The following is a 22,377-nucleotide window of genomic DNA, read 5'->3' on the forward strand; positions in this document are numbered from 1 at the left end:
GCCAGGTACTTATTGGAAATCATTTCAGATAGGGTTCTGTGCAGAATGGCGGCTGTTTTTTTCGCAAGTAGTGGCTGTCCTATTGAATCTACTGATTGTGAGAAGGGTTTTCAGTTGAGTATGCTTAAGTATCTGGCCATCGGAGTGATTTTCAGGATAACAAATAAATGTCGTCTACTACCGAGAGCAGTGACAAGCAACAACCTTTGGTTCAGCATCTGCTAGAGCTGAGAACCCGTATTCTGCGCAGCATCGTTGTTGTGCTGATTATTTTTGCCGGGCTCTTCTACTTTTCCAGTACGCTCTATGAATTCTTTTCAGAGCCTCTGCGAGTTTTCCTGCCGGAAAATAGCAGCATGATCGCAACGGATGTTGCTTCGCCCTTTCTGGCACCTTTCAAACTGACAATGGTCCTGTCACTGTTTGCCGCTATTCCTTTTATCCTCAATCAGATATGGGGGTTTATTGCGCCGGGGCTATACAGGCATGAGAAGAGGCTGGCTGTACCACTGCTGATTGCCAGTGTCGTACTGTTTTATGTCGGAGTGGCTTTTGCCTACTTTGTGGTCTTTCCGCTGATCTTTGGGTTCTTTACCAGCACCGGCCCTGAGAGTGTCACGGTGATGACCGACATAAACAGTTACCTGAATTTTATTCTGAAACTGTTTTTTGCCTTCGGTATGGCATTTGAGATTCCTGTTGTCACTGTGCTTCTGATCTGGTCGGGAGTCTCAACCGTTGAGTCCCTGTCTGGAAAGCGTCCCTATATTGTCGTAGGCTGCTTTGTTCTGGGCATGCTGCTGACCCCTCCTGATGTAATTTCCCAGACTCTGCTGGCTGGCCCGATGTGGTTGTTGTTTGAGGTGGGCATTCTGTTTGCTCGTCTGACGTCACGAAAACCAGAGGAAGCCGAAGTGAAGTCGTGAATCAGAGGCCTTTTACCTGAATGAGCGGAAAGCCCCGTACTTTTAGAGGATGTCAAGATAAAGCTATCTCATCAGCTTAAGGGTGATAAGATGGCTTCTTTGTTCATGACTGATTTAATGACTCTGCAGGGTGCTCCCACTGCCACGCTATTCGCAGGAATGTCACGAGTCACCACACTGCCCGCTCCAATCACAGAATTATCGCCAATAGTCACTCCGGGATTGACGCTCACATTGGCGCCCAGCCAGACGTTATTACCGATGGTGATGGGTTTGCAGAACTCCAGCCCTGTGTTTCGGGTTACTGAATCCAGAGGGTGTCCCGCAGTACTTATGGTGACACTGGGGCCAAACAACACATCATTACCAATGGTGACTTTAGCACCGTCGAGAATCGTGCAGTGATGGTTGGCATAAAAGTTCTCTCCCAAGTGGATATTGTAGCCATAATCACAATAGAAAAAGGGCTCTATCCATGCTTCTGAAAGGGTACCCAGAAGTTCATTGAGAACCTCTGCCTGTTGTGTTTTGTCGTCCGGTGAAACTTGATTAAAGCGGTGACACAGCTTCTTGGCCTCGAGGCGATCCTGGGTCAATTCAGAATCAAATGCAAGGTAATCCAGTCCTGCAAGCATTTTCTCTTTTTCGGTCATAAGGCTACTTCAATAAAAGTTTGTCAGTGGCTTTATTAACTCATGTCTGGATCAGGGGTTTAGTACGTGCTTTCCGATCTATTATCAGGATCTCTTGTCAGATAAATAGTCCTGAGCCGGAATACTGAATACTGGATGTTACGAAAAAGCTTAAAATATCAGCATTAGTGGCGGCTGAATAAGTAAATTCTTATTGATCCCATCAAGCTGGGCCTTGTCATTTTTTTTGACTCATTGCTATCAGGTTGAATGCCTGAATCAGATCATTCTGACAGGCTCTTGAACGGTTAAGCTTTTTTCTCAGTAACGATGTTATATTGTTGGTGAATTACAGTAGCTGATTGGGGTGAGAGGCTGACAGCTTCCCCCCTTTAATATTTTATGGATGCTGATTTTGGGAATGATCTTTAAAACATGATCTTTAAAACAACAATGGGCTTGCTGGCGTGGTTGGCCCTGATTTTTCTCTATCTGCTTTCGGTTGCCCCTATTGCCAATCTTCTCGCCAGGGGGCTGGAGATATATCCTCCTGTTGATAGGAGTCTTTGTAAAAAAGCCGATGCCATGGTGCTGCTGGGAGGGGGAAGGCCGAGAAGCTCTGCTGAACTGGAGGGTTATCAGCCGACCCCTCTGTCACTTGAGCGTATTCGTTATACCGCTTTGTTGTACCGGGAGTGTGAAGTCCCCATTCTGGCCACTGGCGGTGGGAAGCGACCTGAGTCGGAAATGATGGCCAGAGTTCTGAAGAATGACTATAACGTTGATGTCTCATGGAAAGAAACTCAGAGCACGACAACCCGGCAAAACGCCCGGAACAGTAAAAAGCTGCTGGGTAATAAGCTGGCAGGTAAAGAGCAGATAACGGTTGTCCTGATTACTCACGCCTGGCATATGCCCCGGGCAGTGTTGAGTTTTGAAAGGGCTGGCTTCAAAGTGATTCCGGCACCCACAGCATTCAACTCGAAAGAGATCACCTGGCAGAAAGGGGCCAACTGGATCCCGAGGGTTCGCAATCTCAGGCTCAGTGAACTGGCCCTGAATGAATATCTGGGCTTAATCTGGTATCGGCTGACCATTCGTTAAGGGTGTCGAAAACGGGTTTTTGTGACGCCCTCTTTAGCAAGCCGGGCTATTTGACAATGCCGCCTTTGGTGGCCCGTCCAGGGTCCAGAATCTTCTTCAATGCCTCTTCCGACATACCGGTTTTTTCTTTAGCAACTTCGATGACCGGACGTTTCTCACGATAAGCCTGCTTGGCAATTTCAGCCGCCTTCATATAGCCAATCAATGGGTTCAGGGCTGTCACCAGTACCGGATTGCGCCTCAGCGTCTCCTTGATATGAGCTTCCCTGACAGTAAAGTCGGCTATAGCCTTGTCGGCGAGAATCAGGCTGCTATTGGTGGCCAGAGTAATGCTATTGATCAGGTTGTTGGCGATCAGTGGCAGCATGACATTGAGCTGAAAATTGCCAGACTGGGCGGCAATCGCGATGGCTGAGTCCAGCCCCATGATCTGGGCGGCTGCCATGGTAACCGATTCGGAGATAACCGGATTCACCTTACCCGGCATGATACTGGAGCCAGGCTGCAGGGTAGGCAGTTCAATTTCACCAAGCCCTGCCAAAGGTCCACTGTTCATCAGGCGCAGGTCATTGGCGATCTTCATCAGTGACACCGCCACACTGCGAAGGTCTGAGGACAGTTCAAGCGCTGTGGCCGGCAGGCTCTGGGCTGCAAAGAAGTTATTAGCAGGCTTGAAAAGCAAACCGGTATCCTGACTCAGTTGTTTGCTGACTTTTGTTGCAAAGTCGTGATGAGTGTTGGTTCCGGTGCCAACAGCAGTGCCACCCAGAGTGAGTTGATAGAGACGCTCAAGGGTCTGCCTGATTCGTTGTTGGTCATTATTGATCAGTGCTATCCAGCCACTGATTTCCTGACCAAAGGTTACGGGCATGGCATCCATCATATGGGTTCTGCCTGTTTTTACGGTATTCTCAAGCTCTAACCGACGCTTTTTCATCACTTCCAGAAGATGATTCAAAGCGGGCAGCAGGTGATTATGAATCAACAAGGCAGACGATACGTGAATAGCAGAAGGAATGACGTCGTTGCTGCTTTGTCCCATATTGACGTGATCATTGGGCGAGATTTTTAATCCTGAAGTACGATTGACCAGATTACTGATCACTTCGTTCACATTCATATTACTGCTTGTTCCGGACCCGGTCTGGTAGACATCGATAGGAAACTGATCCGCATATTTTCCTTCAATAAGAGTATCTGCAGCTTCGATAATGGCCAGGGCATTCTCTTCAGCCAGTAACTCAAGTGACTGATTGGTTCGGGCTGCGGCTTTTTTGATGCGGATAATGGCTTCTATGAAAGGATGAGGCAATGGCTGCCCACTGACAGGAAAGTTCTCAACTGCCCGCTGGGTCTGGGCACCATAGAGGGCGTCCCTGGGAACAGTCACTTCTCCCAGGCTATCGCGTTCAATTCGCACCCCGGTTGGGCGTTCTGCAGAGCTGTACATGGCTGTCGACTGTCCCATTAGTAGTGCCAGAGTCAAATGTCGCCAGGGTTTTTGCTTGAGGTTGGTGTTTGTCATTGAATCGAAACCCTATCCAGTCCGGAATTCGAATGTGAACGCCAATATCATAGACCCTTATAGCCTATTGGCGGCTATTGAGAATAAAAAATCAATTTTTTGTATGAAGCCGGTTTAATGCTTTTAATACCGCATAAAGCTTGTTCTTTTCTTGAACTGAACGATAAAATCTCGCCACTTTTACTGACCGGATATCAGGATAATGGACGTTAAGGTAGTCGATTATAAGGCCACAGATGCAGCTCAAAAATTTGTTGAATCACTCCGCGAAACCGGCTTTGCGGTTTTAACCAACCACCCTTTGAGTCAGAATCTGGTTCAGTCAATTTACGATAACTGGTTGAACTTCTTTAATTCTCCCGCCAGACAGGATTTTCTGTTTGATCCTGAAAAGCAGGACGGCTATTTTCCACCAGAGGTTTCTGAAGTGGCCAAAGGGCATGAGAAGAAAGATATTAAAGAGTATTACCATATTTACCCCTGGGGCCGGATTCCTGCTGAACTGAAATCAGAAATTACAGATTATTATGAAAAAGCTTCTGATCTGGCGGGTGAGTTGCTGGGATGGGTTGAAAGTAATGCGCCTTGTGAGGTAGCAGAAGGCTTTTCCGAGCCGCTTCCACATATGATTGAAGACACGCCAAATACCTTGCTCAGGGTACTTCACTACCCTCCGTTCACTGGCGAAGAAGAGCCGGGAGCCATTCGCGCAGCAGCCCATGAAGATATCAATCTGCTGACCATTCTGCCAGCAGCCAGTGAGCCCGGCCTGCAGGTCAGATTGAAAGATGGCAGCTGGGTCGATGTTCCTTCAAAGTTCGGCTACCTGATCATCAACACCGGGGATATGTTGCAGGAAGCTTCCGGCGGTTATTTCCCTTCCACCAGTCACAGGGTGATCAACCCGACTGGTGGTAAGGGTGAGAAATCCAGAATGTCCCTGCCTCTGTTCTTGCATCCACGCAGTGAGGTGGTCTTGTCTGAGCGTCATACTCAGCGTAGTTACCTGGTGGAACGACTGAAAGAACTGGGCGTGGTTTGATTTTTTATCAAAGGATGGCCGAATTAAAAAGGGTGACTCAAAGCCACCCTTTTTAATTCAGATAACAGACAGCCGATCCTTACTTCTGTGAATCAGAGACAGATCTTCTTGCGCTGAGAACTGCCACAATAATCATTATCAAACTCAAGAATAAAACAGGCCAGGACCCCAGTAACATGAAAGGAGTATTGCCTGTCATGACTTCAGCGGTGCCTCTAAGTACTCCGGGTTTGAAACGTTCGATGCTTTCAACCATCTGACCTTTATCGTTTATCAGGGCAGTGATACCGTCGTTGGTCGCGCGAATCATGTATCGACCGGTCTCCAGTGAGCGCATACGGGCCATCTGGAAATGTTGCTCGGGGCCGATAGACTTGCCAAACCAGGTGTCATTACTGATGGTTATTAACAACCCACTGTCTTTTGCCTGCCGGGCAGCAAAGTCGGGGTAAACCACCTCATAACAAATATAAGTGGTTATCACAGTGTTGGGGACTCGCAGTTTTTCCTGACCACCAGGCCCCGGGCTGAATGCCGACATAGGCAGGTCAAAAAAGCTGATCAGCCCGCGCAGGAGTGAATCAAGAGGAACATACTCCCCAAAGGGAACCAGCTTCTGCTTGTAATAGCGACCTTCTCCCAGACCCATGGCGATTATGCCGTTGTAATACTTTTCGTCGAACAAAGATTTTGTGTCCTCAGATCGCTCATCAATAGGTAAGCCGAGAATCAGGGCGCTGTTGTGTTCAGCTGCTTTACGATTGAGCTGACTGAGCACCGATCTGGCCTGACTGTAGTAAAGAGGCATGGCATTTTCAGGCCAGATGATCAGCTCCTGATCCCACTCGTCTTCAGAAAGTCCATAGAAAGTATTCAGTGTTTTCTCAACATAGCCGGGGTCCCATTTCAGGAGCTGGGGGATATTCCCCTGAACAGCGCTGAAGCTTATCTCCCCCACGGGGTGAGTCCACTGTAATTTACCCAGTGGAACCGATGCAACCCAGAACACCAGGGTGATTGACAGGGCGATCAAAGATGGGTTCCGATGGGCTCGATCAGTGACCAGTGTCGCAGTAATCAGGGCTGCAGTCGAAGCCATGAGCAGAGTCAATCCAAAAACACCTACGACAGGTGCCCAGGATTGAACAGGGGTGTCGAGCAGTGAGTAACCCTCAAGAAGCCAGGGGAAGCCAGTGAGTAGCCAGCTACGAACCCATTCAAACAGTGTCCATAATCCGGCGAAAATCAGAGCTTGTTGCCAGGGAGCCTGAATATTGAATCGATGCCTGAGTTTTGCATAAAGATAGAAAAGCGGCATGACCATCAGGGCAGCCATCATAATAACGAACAGAGCGGTTAACAGAGCTGCCAGAGGGACTGAGGCAGCACCAAAGTTATGGATGCTGACATAAATCCATGAAGTCCCTGTACCGAAAAGGCCCAGCCCAAACAGAAAGCCTCGGACAGTGGTCGTCTTTACTGTTTCTGTGCGGGTATAAGCAAAGCCTGCTGCTGTAGCAACGATCAGGACAGGCCAGATGTTAAAGGGACTGAAACCCAGTGGAAACAAACTTCCAGCCAACAGTGTGGCAAGGTGACCAAAGTAGAGCGTTTTTTTGTTCATAAATGGAATTCGGAAAAGTCAGTTTCCTCAGCGGTGACTGGCTGGAGAACCGTCGGACTGAAACCAGTCACACCGTGAGTCCTCCCCACCAGTTTGCCTGATTTTGCTAGACGGGGCTAACTCGCAACAGTCGAATTCGGCGACCGTCAGAATTCAGAACATCAAATCGGAAACCGTTAATTTCCACGAACTCATTCCGTTTGGGCATATGTCCGAACTCCTGCAGGACAATCCCCCCAATGGTATCGAACTCTTCGTCGCTGAAGCTGGATTCAAAGTGCTCGTTGAAGTCTTCTATAGGGGTCAGGGCTTTGACGATAAAAGTACGGGCCTGTTCCTCAACCGGTTTGATGAAGCTGTCCTCTTCAACATCGTGCTCGTCTTCTATATCCCCGACAATTTGTTCGAGAACGTCTTCGATCGTGACCAGACCGGCTACACCACCAAATTCATCAATGACTATGGCCATGTGATTACGGTTGGTTCGGAACTCTTTCAGGAGCACATTCAGACGTTTGCTTTCAGGAATGAAAGTGGCAGGACGAAGGTGGTCCTTGATATTGAATTTACCATTCTGGAGAATCAGCGGCAGAAGATCCTTGGCCAGAAGAATGCCGATAATCTCGTCTTTGGTATCGCCGATGACGGGAAAGCGGGAGTGGGCTGATTCGATCACCCTGGACAGGAAGTCCCGAGGCTCCTGGTCTTCATCAACACAGACCATCTGGGAGCGTGGGATCATGATTTCCCTGACCTGCATGTCAGCCACCTGAACAGCGCCCTCAATAATACTGAGAGCTTCATCGTCAATAATGCCCCTGAGTCCGGCATCATTGAGTAGAGTCAGTAGCTCACTCCGGTTCTGAGGGTCCTGAGCGAACAGAGCCGTCAGTTTGTCTTTCCATGTCGGGGCGGGCGAGTCGCCCGGCGCAGTGTCGTCGTTCATTACCTTGTATTACCGTGAAGGCCTTCTCATGGCATCATCTGCATGATTCGGCCAGCCTCTCCTATGATGATGATCCGCCCTTTTCAGACTGGTACGGATCAGGAAAACCAAGGCTTTGGAGAATCGCTGTTTCCAGAGATTCCATCGCCTCGGCTTCGTCTTCTTCGATATGGTCATAACCCAGCAAGTGCAGTGTGCCATGAACCATCATATGAGCCCAGTGTGCCTGAAGGGTTTTTTCCTGTTCCCTGGCCTCACGTTCAACCACAGGTGAACAGACAACCAGATCGCCCAAAAGCGGCAGGTTGAGTTCTTCCGGCAGGTCAGAGGGAAAAGACAGAACGTTGGTGGGACCGTCTTTTTGGCGCCATTGCCGGTTGAGTTCTGCACCTTCCTCACTGTCAACAATACGCAGACTGATTTCGGCTTCTTCGCGATGATTGCCAACTGCTGCAGCTGCCCATTTGTGCAGATCCGATTGCGAGGGTATTTCGGAACTCCCGCTGGCTATCTGTACGTCGACATGGACGTCTGCAGACATTACTGAACCCCTGCAACAGATTTGTTCTGACTTAACTGATCAAAGCGATCGTAAGCCCGCACAATTCTCTGGACAATCGGGTGACGGACAACGTCCTTGGCGTTAAACCAGTTGAAGCCAATACCGTCGACACCTTTGAGAACATCAATGGCATGAGCCAGACCAGAGCGGGTGCCCCTGGGCAGGTCGACCTGGGTAATGTCACCGGTAATGACGGCGGTTGAGCCAAAACCGATGCGGGTCAGGAACATTTTCATCTGTTCCGGCGTCGTGTTCTGGGCTTCATCAAGGATGATGTAAGAGTTATTAAGAGTACGGCCACGCATGTAAGCGAGAGGGGCAACCTCGATCACATTTTTCTCGATCAGTTTGTCGACTCGCTCAAAGCCCAGCATTTCATAGAGTGCATCGTAGAGAGGACGCAAATAAGGATCGATTTTTTGAGACAGGTCACCCGGAAGAAAGCCCAGCTTTTCACCGGCTTCCACAGCGGGCCTTACCAGCAGGATTCGACGGATTTCCTCTTCTTCCAGAGCCTGAACGGCAGCAGCAACAGCCAGATAGGTTTTACCGGTGCCAGCCGGGCCAATACCAAAGTTGATATCGTGAGTAAGAATGGAACGAACATATTTCTGCTGGTTTTCACCTCTTGGAGTGACTGTGCCCTTGCGGGTGCGCAGAGTGATCAGATTGTCGGATCTGGCTTCGTGGACCCATTCAACAGCTGACTCCTGAAGATAGAGGTGCACTGTCTCAGCCGTCAGGTGTTCTGTTTTTCCGGTCTCCCGGTATAGACGCTTGAGTATCTCCGAAGCAGCCTGGGCACTCCGATCCTCACCCCTGATCGTGAACTGGTTGCCACGATAACGGATATCAACGCCAAGGCGCTGTTCTATCTGTTTCAGGTGCTGATTGAATTGTCCGCAGAGCTCTGCGAATCGATGGGGATCGTCCGGTTCGAGAAGAAACTGACAGGTTATACCTGCACTTTTTGTCGGTGTTGCCTGGATCTGGGTATTCAAGTCGAGAATTCAGCTCTTACTGCGATTTATATTGGTTAAGCATATACTGCAGTCCGATTCTTGCCGTATTTTATTCGCTATGAGTGTATTTTGCTGTGCACTCGCAGCGGGCAAAAATGAGTGAATCAGACTGCTGAAAAATAGGATTTTACCGTAGGTTTTAACAATGTCATCTGTTTAATCCATTCATTCTCTGCGATCAGAGAATATGTTCCAGCCCGTATACCAGTTCAGCCTTGTCGTGGATGTACTCACTGGCCATAAGAATGCCTGGCATGTAGCTTGTTCGTTCAATGGAATCATGACGGATGGTCAGGTACTGACCAGTGTCGCCCAGAATCACTTCCTGAGAGGCTACAAAGCCTGGCATACGGACTGCGTGAAGCTTTATTCCCCTGTAATCACCACCCCGCGAGCCTTCAATGTTGGCAACCTGATCATGGGTACCAATATTGAACTTCTCGCGCTCTTCGCTCATCAGTTCGGCTGTTTTTACTGCGGTACCCGATGGGAAGTCCACTTTTTGCTGGTGATGGTACTCAATGATTTCGGCGTATTCATAATAACGGGCGGCCTGCCTGGCAAACTGCTGCATCAGCACGTTACCCACGATGAAATTAGGTGCAATAAAGCAGCCTTTGCCGGTTTCCCTGACCCAGCTCCGAATGCTCTCCAGGTCTTCAGGCGTAAAGCCGGTGGTACCGACTACCGCTGAAGCACCAGAGAACAGAGTGTTCTTCACAGTTTCCATACGAATTTCCGGACGGGTAAAGTCAACGACAATATCGGCGTCGTTGTTTTTCACTTCCGCTGCCAGGTCATCGCCCAGGTCGATGGATGCGGCCAGTTCCAGACGGCTGTGTTTTTGGACAAACTCAACCACTGTCTGTCCCATTTTGCCTTTGGCTCCGTTCACAGCGATTCTCAAAACTGACATGGTGTGCTCCGTGGTAATTGTCTGATGTTATGGGAAATGCCAACTAACGGGTTTTGGCATGCAGGTGAGTGACGACACTGTAACGGATCAGGTGGAGCTGTCAATGGTCGACCAGCGAACCTGCGAGAAAAGAAAATAGGGCGACATCTATTCTGACACAGAGGGGAAGGCAGCCAGAGAAAAAGCCATTTCCTACAAACCGTACTGAGTGGCTGTCAAATCCGGGCTTGTTCAACAACCGGATAAGATTGCGGCTACGCGCAATCTATCCATATTCGTTAGGTGCTGGAGCTAATTATATTGGGAGTGGTCTCAATCATCTAGAAACATAGATCTAGGAACATTAAATCTATCACTTAATCTATCTATGTGATGTAATTTAAGCGTTGCTTTTCCTGAAATTATTCTTGATACATATGGTTGCTTACCAATTTCAGGTAAATCATATTGTGATAGATTGTTTACCTCCATCAAATGTAATAGAAAATCTATTCCTCTGGCTTCAGGCAATGCTTGAAGATTTTTGTCTTCCCACATTTTCATGAAATGATAAATAAAATCAACTTCTTTATCAGTACCCTTTTTTGAGTCAAGTTCCTCTATTAAATCACAAGCTTTGTTGTAATCTGCTTCTGATGATAGAGGCAAAGAAAATCCGAAGCTCGTTTTAGCTTCATGAGATACTGACGCTACAAACTCTCTCATTTGTTCATATATAGTCATCGTATTCTCTCTATTTTCAAGTGCTACTAACATTGTCAATTCACTTTTTGCATGTTTTGGTGGGAGCTCAAGCTTCCGCACTAGCTATATCATCTATACTCATTCGTAAATTTTTCATACTCTTTATGAGTCCCAACAAATTTCACAAAAACTCTACCCGATCTGAAATTAATTCCGAGTACAGTTCGATATTTGTTACCACCAATATTAATAACCCACCAATCTTCCACGTACTTGAATCTATCTAAGCTTGGGAACAGGTTCTTAAGCTCTTGAGAGTTGTTTGGTTTACACTTCATACTGTCAAGCAACCTGTACGTTCTCAAGATAGGTTCACGATCCATTGGAAACCGAACAGCAAGGTCATCGAATGGTTTTCGCTTTATTACCAGTTTCGCCGTAAAGCCTCGCCCAATGCGGGCGGGGATATAAGGCGGGAACGCGTAGAGCGTTCCGGTTGAGTGTTTGTAGGTAAACTGCTACCTTTTGTCCTGTCTCTTGTAGACCTACCGTCGGGCAGACGGGATGTTAAGTCTGTGGAGTTTGTGTGAGACTTGGGGAGCATGGGGCTAGGCGCCCCCGTTGATTCGCCATCGTAAAAGCTCTCACTGTGGAACTTTTATGCGATAACCAAGCCTGTTCCCTGAGCAACGAACTATGAAACAGAAACGTTCTTGAGCGATCAAGAACCCTCGCCCGATAGGGCGGGGAGTGTCAGATGCAAAAAATCCAATCTCCCATAATCTATGATAGACAAATGATTCCTGCCAAGAATGATGGCTCACAGGAATCGTACTGTCAATTTCATGAGAAGTTTCAGAGGTGGTGGCACCTAACGCTCGGCTCATCGGCGAGTGAAGCGAGTCCGTTGGAGGCCGCAGGCCGGAACGAAATGCAGCCGCTTGTTAGCTACACATTATTCACGATAAATTCTGCCCGTTTCTTGGTAGAACATTTTGGCACTTCCACTAAGTCATAACCGAATTTGTAGTAGGCTTCAACCATGTGTTCGTACGTAGCTACAGCCTCGTTGAAATCTTGTTTTCGTTCCAGATCATTAGTGAATATTGATTCCCAAGGTGGGAACAAAAAAACCGATTTACGATAGCTAATCTCAATGCAATATCTGAGCAACATATTTGATACTGGCAACTGCTCCAGCGTACTATACCCGTAACAATCAATCACACATCGATCAAAGAAAACTGTGTCTTTGATCATTCTATATCTCTCATAATTTATGATCTCCTCTCTCACCATTTCGTCACGAAATGCCACTTTGTTACACCATGGTAACGCGAGACCTTGAGACTCTACTTGCTTCTTAATTACTTCACGACCGACTTCGGGGGGCACACTCATACCCGAGTTCTTTCAAGTGATTAATAACAGATGTTTTACCTGAACCTGGACCGCCAGTAAAAACAATTAGATTTTCCAAATGAACCTCCTGTCGCGCCTAACATTGTGTCAAGGTGCTGCCCAAGCTTGCTATAATTTGAGCGAAGCGAAATCAGCAAGCGTGGGTAGTCACTCTTAAACGCTTTGATGAACCAAGCCGCTAACGCGGTAAAAAAACTCTCAATATTGTTTAATAATTCCTGATACCACATCAATTCTGATGTGTCTGAATAACAGGAATACTGAACATGAATTCAACCGAAAAAAAAGTTCGAAGAACTTTGCCAAAAACACCTGACCAATAGAAAAGGGCTTAAATTCACTCAACAGAGGAGAGCCAGCACAATCTGAATACATAATTTTGCGACAATGCTCAATTAATGGCTGGGGCGGGGGCACGCTTAGCTTAACAAAAGTCAAAACCAACCCACATCAGTTATAAAGGCGGCCAGAGAAAAAGCTATTTCCCATAAACCATACTGAGTGGCTGTCAAATACGGGCTTGTTCAACAACCGGATAAGATTGCGGCTGTGCGCAATCTATCCTTATTCGTTATGATTCATCCGAACTTTAACTTAAAATTTAGAATTACTAATCATCGTCATCGTCATCGTCGCAACCAAATCCGATATACCCTGTGATGTCCCAACTATCCCTATTTTTATAGATAGTACGACGATCCCAACCTATAAAACCAACCTCATTCCAACTATTAGCGTTTTCATAAATAACATTTTTGAAAACGCTAATATAACCTATCACTTTTTCTTGATGTGGGGTTTCGTAGAAGATTTTTGAAAAAATACTATAACCCAAGTTATTTGTTAGCTCAAAAGCAAACTTTTGTAGCATGTCAACGTAAACATTTTTATGTGATTTATCAGAAATCTTGTAGATGGTTTGGTTATCTAAACCAATGTAACCAATGGCCGTCCAGCTGTTGGAACTCTTATATACTAGACATGAAGCGTGCCCTAAATTCGAGATGCCTGTAATAAAAAGGGCGCATATAAAGCTCTTGATAAATTAAACTCCTTATATCCGGTACTAATGATTAGTATTCATGCGCTAAAGCCAACTCATAATGAAAGCATGTTGCGTGCAATTAACGAAACTCAATAAATGATAGATATGTATGCGAAATCTCTCAATTTCTTGATAATCATGCTTTTCAGGAGCAAAGGCCTACATTTGAACCAACCATGCCGCACGAGATTATAGTTGTATTTTGAGCACATAACGAGCCTGTAGAAAAATCCAAAAACAAAGCCGTATAACTTGCGGCTCCTGTTATTAGCGAGTGCTGATCTTCAGGCTCCCGGTTAATTTATAATTTTTCCGCTGTGGCTTATTTCTTGATGTGGTTGACGATGATGGTGAGAGTGTCTTCTATTTTGTCGAAGCGTTCATGAGTCTCTTGTTTGAACTATTCGAAACGTTTGTCTTGCTGGTCAAAACGTTTGTCTTGCTGATCAAAACGTTTGTTTATCTGAGCGAACCCTTGGTGCATTTCAGCACGGGTTTTACTGGCGTAGCTGACAATCTCCGTCAGGGTGTCCCGAATAGGGTCAAGCTCGGTTTCGGGCGGCTGTTCAGCGTTTAAGCTCATGCTTTACTCCTCTATCAAATGAATGAGAAAAATAGCATAGCAGACTTTGAGAGAGGGTACAGAGAGCGTCGGTCTCGATAGCTCTGGGTAGTTATGTGTTAACTCCCAAAGCTTACAAAACTTAGCAAAATCGTCGTAAACTCTCGCCCAATCGAGGGTGTCGCAAAACTCCAACAGCTCGTTCCCATGCACTGAGTTCGTCATTCCCGCGAAGGCGGGAATCCAGCGCCAACGGTGGATCTCTGCCTTCTCGGGGATGACAAGGCCAGGGGAGCACCGGGCAGTATGGTTCTGGTGGTGAGTCAGTGTGGATTCCCGCCTTCGCGGGAATGACGAGAATGAAATCGGGAATGACGAGAATCAAGTTGGGAATGACGGGGGTGAAGGCGGGAAGCAGAGTTTTGCGACAGCCTCGACAGGGCGGGGAACATTCACCTTGAGACCAGCCGCTCTGTTCGAAGGGTCAGGCAACAACACCCAGTTCAGAATCAATCAGGCTGCCACGCAAACTGTGAGGGAACGCCTCAACAATCTCAACCTCGGCAAATCGACCAATCAGGCGAGGTTCGGCACACTTGAAGTTAACCACACGATTGCACTCTGTCCGGCCACTCAGTTCGCCCGGGTCTTTTTTGGAGTAACCCGTTACCAGAATTTTCTGGGTGCTGCCTACCAGACGACGACTGATTTGCATGGTCTGTTGATTGATTCGCTCCTGCAGAATTTTCAGTCGCTGCTTTTTGGTGGACTCAGGAACGTCGTCGGGCATGTCGGATGCCGGGGTTCCGGGGCGTTTGCTGTAGATGAAGCTGAACGAGGCATCGAAACCGATCTCGTTGATCAGGTTCATGGTGTCTTCAAAATCTTCATCGGTTTCACCCGGGAAGCCCACGATAAAGTCTGAAGAGAGACTCAGGTCAGGGCGGTGTTCACGCAACTGGCGAATCTTGTCCCGGTACATCTCAACTTCGTGGTTACGTTTCATCAGGGAGAGAATTCGGTCAGATCCGGCTTGCACAGGAAGGTGCAGGTGGCTGACAAGCTCCGGTACCTGAGCGTAAACATCGATCAGGCTCTGGGAGAACTCTTTCGGGTGAGACGTGGTGAAACGAATTCGGTCAATGCCGTCTATCGCAGCGACTATGGTGATCAGCTCAGCCAGATCACAAACAGTACCATCGTCTTTTTCGCCACGATAAGCATTTACATTTTGCCCCAGCAGATTGATTTCCCGAACCCCTTTCTCAGCCAGACCGGCGCACTCGGCAATTACGTCATCCATGGGGCGGCTGACTTCTTCACCACGGGTGTAAGGAACAATGCAGAATGTACAGTATTTGCTGCACCCTTCCATGATGGAAACGAAGGCCGTTGGTCCTTCTACAGAAGGCTCTGGCAGCCGGTCAAACTTTTCAATTTCCGGGAAGGTGACATCGACCACAGGGATATGGTTGCTCTGGGTGGCATCGATCATCTCTGGCAGGCGGTGCAGGGTTTGTGGTCCGAATACTACGTCTACCTGGGGCGCACGCTTGCGGATAGCTTCCCCTTCCTGACTGGCCACGCAGCCTCCGACACCGATCACCAGGTCGGGATTGGCTTCTTTCAGTTTTTTCCAGCGACCCAGTTGATGGAACAGCTTTTCCTGGGCTTTTTCCCTCACAGAGCAGGTGTTAACCAACACAACATCGGCTTCTTCCGGATTGTCCGTTAACTCCAGAGTATGGGTTTCTCCGAGCAGGTCAGCCATTCGAGCTGAGTCGTACTCGTTCATCTGGCAACCGTGGGTTTTGATATAAAGCTTTTTTGTTGCGCTCATACTTTTGCTTTCTGGGTTCACATTCTTTTCGCTCAGGGCTGTTTGTTTGCTCAGGGCTGTTTTGGTTATTTCAGACGCCAAAGCCGGATTCCTGTCTGCTGTATAATGGTCTGAGACCCTGAAGCTGTCATGTTCAGGCCTCAGGTGACTCAGAATAGCAAAATCAGCGATCACTGATCTGGCTGGTGAAAAAGTCGCCATTATAACGGCAGTCGACCCCGTAAGGTAGTGAGCAATATTTCTGACCCTCCATACAGAGACTACGTGATAACCATTCGGCTATAGTTCGTCTTTCAAGCCTGTTTTGGGGGTGTAGACAGGCATCAGTGTCATTTTTACAACCCCGGTTTTCATGACGACATAACTTTGCACGTCGGTTCTTTGCAGACGAACGGTATCCAGGAGATCATCGGCATTCATTCTGCCCAAGGCATCATAGAATTCGGTCTCTTCCGATGAGAAGCGATTATTGAGCGTATCGAGAGCACTCTTGATATGGCCTATTTCAGGATAACTGGCGCTGGCCAGCTGTATTCCAATGGCTACAGCCTTGCTGAGGATTTTGCCGATCAGTCTGAAGGGGATTTCCCAGTCATTTTCCATCAGAGTCAGCTGTACGGAGTCTGCATTCATCCAGATAATCAGTTCTGTTTTGCCTTTATTGACGCCTTTTTCTTTTGCCCAGGGGATTTCAATCGTATCCTCACGAATGGGCTGGTCGCCATTGTAGTAGGTCAGATGCATGTAGATTTCAGGCTTGGTGAAATACTCGCCGACCCGTTCCAGGTTGAGCTCCAGAAGATAATCACGTTCAGGCAGGCGCTCTGTGGCAGTGGTGTTGGGGTCGACAATGGGTTTCGTATGCGTTACCGGAGTACTGAGTCGGGCAGGGCGATGAACCAGCAGGATGACATCTTTATCCAGGTCATCGACATTCTTTGTGGTGAAGTCGCAGTGTTTATCCCGGCAGGATGAAGAGCTGGTGACTTCCGCTTTGCGGGGCTGATCCCGCTCCTTTGGTAACAGGAAGCCAATATAGGGGCTATCGGTGTCTTGTACCTTCCGGTAACGCAGTTTCATCAGCGACTCTTTGTTTCGCTTACCAAAGTGGAAACAGTCTGCCACCCTATCGAGTTCTTCTATCTGCTGACTAATATCTTCCTGAATGGTTTTGGGCACTTCCGGATAATTTTTTTGAATGATTTCAGGGATGCTTTGCAGGGCAAGATCCCCTGCTTCATCTAATTGCGAGGGGTTGGTGGCCTCTTTACGAATATGATCCAGGTGTTTCCAGGGTTTAAGGGTTTCGATGAAGCGCTGTTTCATATCAGTCAATCTTTGCTGCTTCTCTTTCAGACCAAGAGCGTCAATGTCGGAACACTCTTTGTCGGCAAAAGCAGGAGGGATAAAAAGAGACAGGAGTATGGGTATAAGCAGTGGGAGTCGTGTATTCATGAGGAGCCTTAGGAGATGTTAAGGAATGAACAGGCAAGATATTGGAAGGAAAGCGGAGCACATATTTTAATTAGATACGATTGTCGAATCTGTCAAATTCCGCTGTGGAATATCGGAATCAGTCGCTAACACCTGTTGTATTTCATCCCAAGTGAGCCCTGGGTGGTACACGCTCCTTGCTTATGGAGTCGTCTTCTTTGGCCCTTTTTGCAACAGTGGCCGTATAGTATTGATTCGCATTGCACCCAGGATATTGCTTATGCTCGCAAGAACACGGTATTGGGCATAAACGTACTGATAATCAGCAGCGAGGTATTGCTTGCGCGCTTCAAACAGCTCGTTCTGAGTATCAAGCAAATCCAATAACGTACGATGGCCAGCCTTAAATTGCGCCAGATATAACTCCGTACTCTCTCTGGATTGCTCTACATAATCGTGTAAATGGACGCGTGATTGCTTTAGTGTCACGAAAGCGTCCCAAGATGATTCTGCATTGGCCTGAACCTCGCGATACACCTTATTCGAACGCATCCGGGAGGCTTCCTCCCGATAGAGAGCCCGACGATAACGGGAGCTGCTTTGTCCCCCGGAGTAGAGGTTCCAGTTCATTTCTACAAGCAGTCGCGATTCATCTTCCCGACCATCAAAACCAGACACATTATCTTTCCAACTACGATCTGCAACTAAGTCAAAGCTGGGATAGTTTTCAGATTGAACACCTTTCACATCAGCTGTTGAAGCATTCACATCGAGTCTGCTGGCGATGAGTAGCTGATTATTCTGAAGTGCTAATTTAATGGCTCGATCCTGGCTTTCAGGTAAATAAGACTGATCGACCTCCGGACGGATAAAGTCACCGGGATAGTCACCAGTGAGTTGCTTGTATAAAGTTTCAGCATCAGCCAGGTTGTTACGGGCAGCTAGTATATTGGCTCTGACTCTGGCAATACGTCCTTTGATTTGCGTAAGATCAGATTTATCCGATATGCCTTGTCGCTTGCGTGCAGCGACCATATCGTAAGTTTCGAGATGTTGCTCCAGGTTTTCTTGCGACAAACGCAGTACCTCTTGAGCATTCATTACATGGGTATAAACCTGCGCCACCTGTAAAGCGAGTGATTCAGCTTGTGCCAGTGTCTGATGATAATGAGCCTGCATGTTGAAGTCAGCGCGCGAGTATTCACTGGTATTGGCAAAACCACGAAATAGCGGGATTGATAATTTCAGCCTGGCCTGCTTGCGAGTTTGATTGGTTTCTCCAACATTAGCTCGATCCTGATCTTCCCGCCCACTATCAGCTCTTAAATCAAGACTGGGTAGAAACCTTCCCTGGGCAATGTCGAGTTCAGCCTGCGATGCAAAGTAAGACTGTAAGGTTACAGCCATATCCGGGTTGGTCTGTATGGCATCATTAATCGTTTGCTCAAGGCTTTGTGCCCAATTCGTGTTGCACCAAAGCATACCAAGCACTGTTAGTGTGGTGCGTAATACAGGCTTCATTGTCATCAGCTCCAATATAAACACATAATCGCCACTGCAATTATCACTTTAAAGCTCTCAATAGTGGCTTCATGATGTACTGCAATACACTGCGTTCTGCCACGCTGATGTCGACAGTTGCCTGCATGCCAGGAATGACATTCAGGTGGCTGTAACCCTCGCCAAAGTAAGCTTTTTCGACTCTTACTTTTACGATGTAAAAACTATCGCCATGGGGGTCAGTAATGGAATCTGCGGAAATGGTCTGTACTCTGCCATCCAGCCCACCGTAAACAGCAAAATCAAACGCCGAAATTTTCACTTTTGCATGCTGGCCGTGCTGCACAAAACCAATATCTTTAGGCTTTACCTTAGCCTCAACCAATAGCTCATCATCTACTGGCACAATATCGATAAGCTCAGCCCCTGGTTTTGCGACACCACCAATGGTTGTGACATACAATTTTTGAATTACCCCATCAACCGGCGAATGCAGCTCGGTGTTTTGAACACTTGCCTCGTTGACGGTTTTTTTACCACGTGCAATACCAAGACGAGTTCGCACTTCGGATAGCTGTTCCTGAGCTTCCGCCCGGAAGCCCGACAGAGTACTGCCTTCTTCTTTCTCAAGACGCTGAATCTCTGCTTGCAGCTTTGGGATCTGGTTGTTTGTTTTATTAACCTCTGATTGTGCCTGACTGAGCCTTTGTTTAACGTCAATCACAACAGACTCAGATACTGCACCCATTTTAAGTAGAGGCTCGTTCATTTTGAGCTGCTGCTGGATCAAATCAACCTGTCGCTGCTGATCTTCCACCTGCTGTTGAGCTGAGACAAGTTCCTGGCGAGCCTTGCTTGTTTTCAGATGGATGTCATCAAGCTGCATATGAAGCTCATCCTGTCTCACCTTATAGAGCTTTAACTGTGTATCTATAAAAGTGTTATGGGTAGCAATTTGTTCAGGGGTAAATTCTGGGTGAGTACCAGCAACTTCTGCTGCAAGGCGCGTTTCTTTTGCAAGTAACGATGAAGTCTCCACGACCGACTGTGTCAATGACCCGCTCGCTACCGTTGGATCAAGTTCCATGAGCAGCTCACCCTGCATGACCGACTGCCCTTCAATGACGTGGATTGCTTTAATAGTACCGCCTTCGAGGTTTTGAATGACCTGTGTACGGCTAATGGGGGTCGCTTTGCCCTGGCCGCGAACGATTTCATTGATGTTGGCAAAATAGGCCCAAACCAGCAAAAACAACACCATCACAAATACTATCCAAAGCGTCACTCTGGCTGCAGACGGTGTTCGCATTAACTCACCTTGAGAGGCGTCAGTGATAAAATCGAGATCGGCCTGAGTGAATGCTTTGCCTTTTAACCGTGATAAACTCATACAGCCCTCATCCTGCCGGGAGATTGACTCGCAAGCTGATCAAGAATTTTTCGCTTTTGTCCTTTCATCAGTATCTCGCCATCATCCATAACCGCGATGGAATCAAGTAAACTCAATATGGCAAGCCGTTGTGTAAAAACAATGATGGTTTTATCAGGTGCCAGTCGATTCAGGCGCTGTATCAGTTTTCTTTCCGAGTCTTGATCAAGGGCACTGGTGGGCTCGTCAAAGATCAGAATTTTAGGATCCCGGAGCAAAGCGCGAGCAAGTGCCACACACTGTCGTTGACCTCCGGAGAGCATTCTCCCCTGCTCGCCGCACTCTCGGTTCAAGCCGTCCGGGTGCGTCCCGGTAAATTCGATGACGCCTGCCATCTCTGCGGCTTTAAGAATCTGCGCATCGGTAGCATAAGGTGTACCCGTGGCGATATTATCGCGTATCGTTCCAGAAAACAGGGTCGGCAGTTGCTCAACTGAGCCTATCATCTTGCGCAGGTCACTTGGATCAAGCTGACGAATATCAATACCGTCGAGCTTAATGACACCTTCGGTAGGCGTATAAAGTCCCATTAAGAGCCGAAGCAAAGTGGTTTTTCCGCAACCAATGCGACCAATTACCGCCAATCGACTTCCCGCAGGAATATTAATGGACACTCTTTTGATAACAGGAACAGTTTGCTCAGGAAAGGTTAACGAAACATTTTCAAGCTGATAATGACCGTCAGTAAGGTCGCACTGAAGGTACTGTTTTTCATCTTCCCGTTCGACAGGCATTGCCATAATACCGGCAATACCCTTGTAAGCTACTTTGGTTTGCCCCCATCGTGCGATTAAGCCTGCAACATGGGTCATTGGAGAAATTACACGCCCTGTTAACATACTGGCCGCAATCAACCCACCCATGGTCAGATCATGGTTTGCAATTTTATACACACCAACAATGAGTACGGCAACCGTCGACATTTGCTGGATAAAGCCAGACGTACTCGTACCAAAGGTTGAATAAAGCCGGGAGCGATTGCTCCAGTACGAAGCTTCGCCAATATTCTGTTCCCACTTTCGCTGATTTAACCCCTCCATTCGATTACTCTTAACGGTTTCCAGGCCATTAAGGGTTTCAATCAGCAACCCATTCTTTACCGAGGATGCACCATAGCTATGAGAGATAGCCTCATCAACTGGTCGACGGATCAACAGTGTAATGACCAAAATAATAAAAATTGAAACCATCGGGACAATAACGAGGTAGCCACTAAATATATAAATTGCGATCAGGAAAATAATGACAAAAGGTATATCAACCAATGTGCTAAGTGTTGCAGAGGTAATAAAATCCCGAATACTCTCAAATTCACTCACCATTCTGGCAAATGAACCCACTGACCTGGGTCGGTGTTCTAATTTCAAAGCCTGAACATGAGCAAAAATTCTGGATGAAAGAATGACATCCGACTTTCTCCCTGCAACATCCAGGAAAAAGGTCCGAATCAATTTAAGCAAAAGATCGAAGAAAAAAATAATGGCGACGCCAATTGAAAATGCCCACAAGGTATCAAAAGCTGAGTCAGGGACGACCCGGTCATAGATATTTCGGACATAAAAGGGGGTGGCGAGTACAAATAAACTAATAACAACAGAGGCAATGATCACATCACGATAAATTGGGAAAGACAGTCGCAAGGTGTCCCAAAACCAATGTTTGCCCGCCTCACCGGTTATCAGGCGGCGGCCTTTATCAAATTTATACTCACGCTTAATAAAAAAACAGAACCCTGTGTACAGCAGACGCAGCTCATCAAGGTGCATTTCAGCCTTGCCCAGACCTGCTTCCGGGCGAATAATTGTGGCTTCGTCAGCTGTAATGTCGAGCTTGGTCAGCACGCAGGCATTGCCATTGTGAAGCAACAAAATAGCTGGCAAGACTTCGGGAAGTATTGTGTCGAGTTCACGATTCAATAAGCGCGCAGACAAACTGGCTCGTTCAGCCGCCAGTGGTAACAGAGCAAGGGTGAGTTTATTCTCAATCAAAGGCAAGCCTGCACTTAAGGCAGTCGCCGTACTTGGTTTATCATACAACTTAGTCACGATAACCAGGCTATCGAGCAAGGCATCAAAGTGTGTCCGCTCGGGAGATCCTGTATCCCATCGATCAGTGGCTTCAGTGTTGCTCTGATCTGTCATCTATTCTCCCAAACATTGAGT

22 protein-coding genes are annotated in these 22,377 nt (G+C 47.4%); 3 read left to right on the forward strand and 19 right to left on the reverse strand.

Going from position 1 to position 22,377, the window contains the following annotated elements; all coding sequences use genetic code 11:
• Window positions 1-167: 167 nt before the first annotated feature.
• Window positions 168-926: a twin-arginine translocase subunit TatC gene (tatC, locus tag ACO6VG_RS10105; protein ID WP_422139827.1), complete on the forward strand. Its 759-nt coding sequence runs from the start codon at window positions 168-170 to the stop codon at window positions 924-926.
• Window positions 927-997: 71 nt separating this feature from the next.
• On the opposite strand, the gene ACO6VG_RS10110 is transcribed toward tatC, so the two are convergent.
• Complete coding sequence (locus ACO6VG_RS10110) at window positions 998-1,579, reverse strand: sugar O-acetyltransferase (RefSeq protein WP_422136800.1); 582 nt, start codon at window positions 1,577-1,579, stop codon at window positions 998-1,000.
• 414 nt (window positions 1,580-1,993) lie between these two features.
• Here ACO6VG_RS10110 and ACO6VG_RS10115 point away from each other — a divergent pair, with 414 nt between their 5' ends.
• A complete protein-coding gene (locus ACO6VG_RS10115) occupies window positions 1,994-2,662 on the forward strand; it encodes a YdcF family protein (RefSeq protein WP_422136801.1) in 669 nt (222 codons plus the stop codon).
• 46 nt (window positions 2,663-2,708) lie between these two features.
• Here the strand turns inward: ACO6VG_RS10115 and ACO6VG_RS10120 are convergent, their stop codons facing one another.
• Window positions 2,709-4,112, reverse strand: coding sequence for a class II fumarate hydratase (locus ACO6VG_RS10120; protein WP_422137068.1), 1,404 nt, complete (start codon window positions 4,110-4,112; stop codon window positions 2,709-2,711).
• Between the two features lie 277 nt (window positions 4,113-4,389).
• On the opposite strand from ACO6VG_RS10120, the gene ACO6VG_RS10125 reads away from it, so the two are divergent.
• Entirely contained in the window at window positions 4,390-5,229 is an 840-nt protein-coding gene (locus ACO6VG_RS10125) for an isopenicillin N synthase family dioxygenase (RefSeq protein WP_422136802.1), read from the forward strand.
• Window positions 5,230-5,308: 79 nt separating this feature from the next.
• Here ACO6VG_RS10125 and lnt read toward each other — a convergent pair whose 3' ends face one another.
• The 17 genes from lnt to ACO6VG_RS10210 form a co-directional block, all read right to left on the reverse strand.
• Complete coding sequence (gene lnt / locus ACO6VG_RS10130) at window positions 5,309-6,853, reverse strand: apolipoprotein N-acyltransferase (protein ID WP_422473738.1); 1,545 nt, start codon at window positions 6,851-6,853, stop codon at window positions 5,309-5,311.
• Window positions 6,854-6,959: 106 nt separating this feature from the next.
• Window positions 6,960-7,799, reverse strand: coding sequence for an HlyC/CorC family transporter (locus ACO6VG_RS10135; RefSeq protein ID WP_422136804.1), 840 nt, complete (start codon window positions 7,797-7,799; stop codon window positions 6,960-6,962).
• A 61-nt stretch (window positions 7,800-7,860) separates the two neighbouring features.
• Window positions 7,861-8,340, reverse strand: a complete 480-nt coding sequence (ybeY, locus tag ACO6VG_RS10140) for an rRNA maturation RNase YbeY (protein ID WP_422136805.1) — start codon at window positions 8,338-8,340, stop codon at window positions 7,861-7,863.
• Window positions 8,340-9,362: a PhoH family protein gene (locus tag ACO6VG_RS10145; protein WP_422136806.1), complete on the reverse strand. Its 1,023-nt coding sequence runs from the start codon at window positions 9,360-9,362 to the stop codon at window positions 8,340-8,342. Before ACO6VG_RS10145 ends, ybeY begins: the two co-directional genes overlap by 1 nt.
• A gap of 199 nt (window positions 9,363-9,561) precedes the next feature.
• Entirely contained in the window at window positions 9,562-10,299 is a 738-nt protein-coding gene (dapB, locus tag ACO6VG_RS10150) for a 4-hydroxy-tetrahydrodipicolinate reductase (protein WP_422136807.1), read from the reverse strand.
• 312 nt (window positions 10,300-10,611) lie between these two features.
• Entirely contained in the window at window positions 10,612-11,055 is a 444-nt protein-coding gene (locus ACO6VG_RS10155; protein WP_422136808.1) for a helix-turn-helix domain-containing protein, read from the reverse strand.
• A 56-nt stretch (window positions 11,056-11,111) separates the two neighbouring features.
• Entirely contained in the window at window positions 11,112-11,366 is a 255-nt protein-coding gene (locus tag ACO6VG_RS10160; RefSeq protein WP_422136809.1) for a type II toxin-antitoxin system HigB family toxin, read from the reverse strand.
• A gap of 565 nt (window positions 11,367-11,931) precedes the next feature.
• Complete coding sequence (locus tag ACO6VG_RS10165; RefSeq protein ID WP_422136810.1) at window positions 11,932-12,384, reverse strand: AAA family ATPase; 453 nt, start codon at window positions 12,382-12,384, stop codon at window positions 11,932-11,934.
• The gene (locus ACO6VG_RS10170) at window positions 12,356-12,463 is read right to left on the reverse strand and encodes an AAA family ATPase (RefSeq protein ID WP_422136811.1); all 108 of its coding nucleotides are present in this window, start codon (window positions 12,461-12,463) and stop codon (window positions 12,356-12,358) included. Before ACO6VG_RS10170 ends, ACO6VG_RS10165 begins: the two co-directional genes overlap by 29 nt.
• A gap of 552 nt (window positions 12,464-13,015) precedes the next feature.
• Window positions 13,016-13,276, reverse strand: a complete 261-nt coding sequence (locus ACO6VG_RS10175; protein ID WP_422473740.1) for a hypothetical protein — start codon at window positions 13,274-13,276, stop codon at window positions 13,016-13,018.
• 574 nt (window positions 13,277-13,850) lie between these two features.
• Window positions 13,851-14,033 (reverse strand): hypothetical protein, encoded by a 183-nt coding sequence (locus ACO6VG_RS10180; protein ID WP_422139831.1) that lies wholly within the window; start codon window positions 14,031-14,033, stop codon window positions 13,851-13,853.
• 121 nt (window positions 14,034-14,154) lie between these two features.
• Complete coding sequence (locus ACO6VG_RS10185; protein WP_422139832.1) at window positions 14,155-14,397, reverse strand: hypothetical protein; 243 nt, start codon at window positions 14,395-14,397, stop codon at window positions 14,155-14,157.
• A 99-nt stretch (window positions 14,398-14,496) separates the two neighbouring features.
• Complete coding sequence (gene miaB / locus ACO6VG_RS10190) at window positions 14,497-15,852, reverse strand: tRNA (N6-isopentenyl adenosine(37)-C2)-methylthiotransferase MiaB (protein ID WP_422409675.1); 1,356 nt, start codon at window positions 15,850-15,852, stop codon at window positions 14,497-14,499.
• 279 nt (window positions 15,853-16,131) lie between these two features.
• Window positions 16,132-17,307: a hypothetical protein gene (locus tag ACO6VG_RS10195; protein ID WP_422473742.1), complete on the reverse strand. Its 1,176-nt coding sequence runs from the start codon at window positions 17,305-17,307 to the stop codon at window positions 16,132-16,134.
• Between the two features lie 180 nt (window positions 17,308-17,487).
• Window positions 17,488-18,807, reverse strand: a complete 1,320-nt coding sequence (locus tag ACO6VG_RS10200) for a TolC family outer membrane protein (protein WP_422136814.1) — start codon at window positions 18,805-18,807, stop codon at window positions 17,488-17,490.
• A gap of 43 nt (window positions 18,808-18,850) precedes the next feature.
• A complete protein-coding gene (locus ACO6VG_RS10205) occupies window positions 18,851-20,176 on the reverse strand; it encodes an HlyD family type I secretion periplasmic adaptor subunit (RefSeq protein ID WP_422139834.1) in 1,326 nt (441 codons plus the stop codon).
• Window positions 20,173-22,356, reverse strand: coding sequence for a type I secretion system permease/ATPase (locus ACO6VG_RS10210; RefSeq protein ID WP_422136816.1), 2,184 nt, complete (start codon window positions 22,354-22,356; stop codon window positions 20,173-20,175). Before ACO6VG_RS10210 ends, ACO6VG_RS10205 begins: the two co-directional genes overlap by 4 nt.
• Window positions 22,357-22,377 lie beyond the last annotated feature (21 nt).

It is taken from the genome of Endozoicomonas sp. ALB032 (genome assembly GCF_049310125.1).
Classification (GTDB): domain Bacteria; phylum Pseudomonadota; class Gammaproteobacteria; order Pseudomonadales; family Endozoicomonadaceae; genus Endozoicomonas_A.

What these genes read in the sequence shown, in the direction of transcription:
- ACO6VG_RS10135 (WP_422136804.1), bottom strand. Translation starts at nt 7,799, where the DNA reads ATGAACGACGACACTGCGCCGGGCGACTCGCCCGCCCCGACATGGAAA.
- ACO6VG_RS10165 (WP_422136810.1), bottom strand. Translation starts at nt 12,384, where the DNA reads ATGAGTGTGCCCCCCGAAGTCGGTCGTGAAGTAATTAAGAAGCAAGTA.
- ACO6VG_RS10175 (WP_422473740.1), bottom strand. Translation starts at nt 13,276, where the DNA reads ATGCTACAAAAGTTTGCTTTTGAGCTAACAAATAACTTGGGTTATAGT.
- ACO6VG_RS10195 (WP_422473742.1), bottom strand. Translation starts at nt 17,307, where the DNA reads ATGAATACACGACTCCCACTGCTTATACCCATACTCCTGTCTCTTTTT.
- ACO6VG_RS10110 (WP_422136800.1), bottom strand. Translation starts at nt 1,579, where the DNA reads ATGACCGAAAAAGAGAAAATGCTTGCAGGACTGGATTACCTTGCATTT.
- ACO6VG_RS10180 (WP_422139831.1), bottom strand. Translation starts at nt 14,033, where the DNA reads ATGAGCTTAAACGCTGAACAGCCGCCCGAAACCGAGCTTGACCCTATT.
- dapB (WP_422136807.1), bottom strand. Translation starts at nt 10,299, where the DNA reads ATGTCAGTTTTGAGAATCGCTGTGAACGGAGCCAAAGGCAAAATGGGA.
- ACO6VG_RS10155 (WP_422136808.1), bottom strand. Translation starts at nt 11,055, where the DNA reads ATGTTAGTAGCACTTGAAAATAGAGAGAATACGATGACTATATATGAA.
- ACO6VG_RS10125 (WP_422136802.1), top strand. Translation starts at nt 4,390, where the DNA reads ATGGACGTTAAGGTAGTCGATTATAAGGCCACAGATGCAGCTCAAAAA.
- ACO6VG_RS10205 (WP_422139834.1), bottom strand. Translation starts at nt 20,176, where the DNA reads ATGAGTTTATCACGGTTAAAAGGCAAAGCATTCACTCAGGCCGATCTC.
- tatC (WP_422139827.1), top strand. Translation starts at nt 168, where the DNA reads ATGTCGTCTACTACCGAGAGCAGTGACAAGCAACAACCTTTGGTTCAG.
- ybeY (WP_422136805.1), bottom strand. Translation starts at nt 8,340, where the DNA reads ATGTCTGCAGACGTCCATGTCGACGTACAGATAGCCAGCGGGAGTTCC.
- lnt (WP_422473738.1), bottom strand. Translation starts at nt 6,853, where the DNA reads ATGAACAAAAAAACGCTCTACTTTGGTCACCTTGCCACACTGTTGGCT.
- ACO6VG_RS10120 (WP_422137068.1), bottom strand. Translation starts at nt 4,112, where the DNA reads ATGTACAGCTCTGCAGAACGCCCAACCGGGGTGCGAATTGAACGCGAT.
- miaB (WP_422409675.1), bottom strand. Translation starts at nt 15,852, where the DNA reads ATGAGCGCAACAAAAAAGCTTTATATCAAAACCCACGGTTGCCAGATG.
- ACO6VG_RS10210 (WP_422136816.1), bottom strand. Translation starts at nt 22,356, where the DNA reads ATGACAGATCAGAGCAACACTGAAGCCACTGATCGATGGGATACAGGA.
- ACO6VG_RS10200 (WP_422136814.1), bottom strand. Translation starts at nt 18,807, where the DNA reads ATGAAGCCTGTATTACGCACCACACTAACAGTGCTTGGTATGCTTTGG.
- ACO6VG_RS10160 (WP_422136809.1), bottom strand. Translation starts at nt 11,366, where the DNA reads ATGGATCGTGAACCTATCTTGAGAACGTACAGGTTGCTTGACAGTATG.
- ACO6VG_RS10115 (WP_422136801.1), top strand. Translation starts at nt 1,994, where the DNA reads ATGATCTTTAAAACAACAATGGGCTTGCTGGCGTGGTTGGCCCTGATT.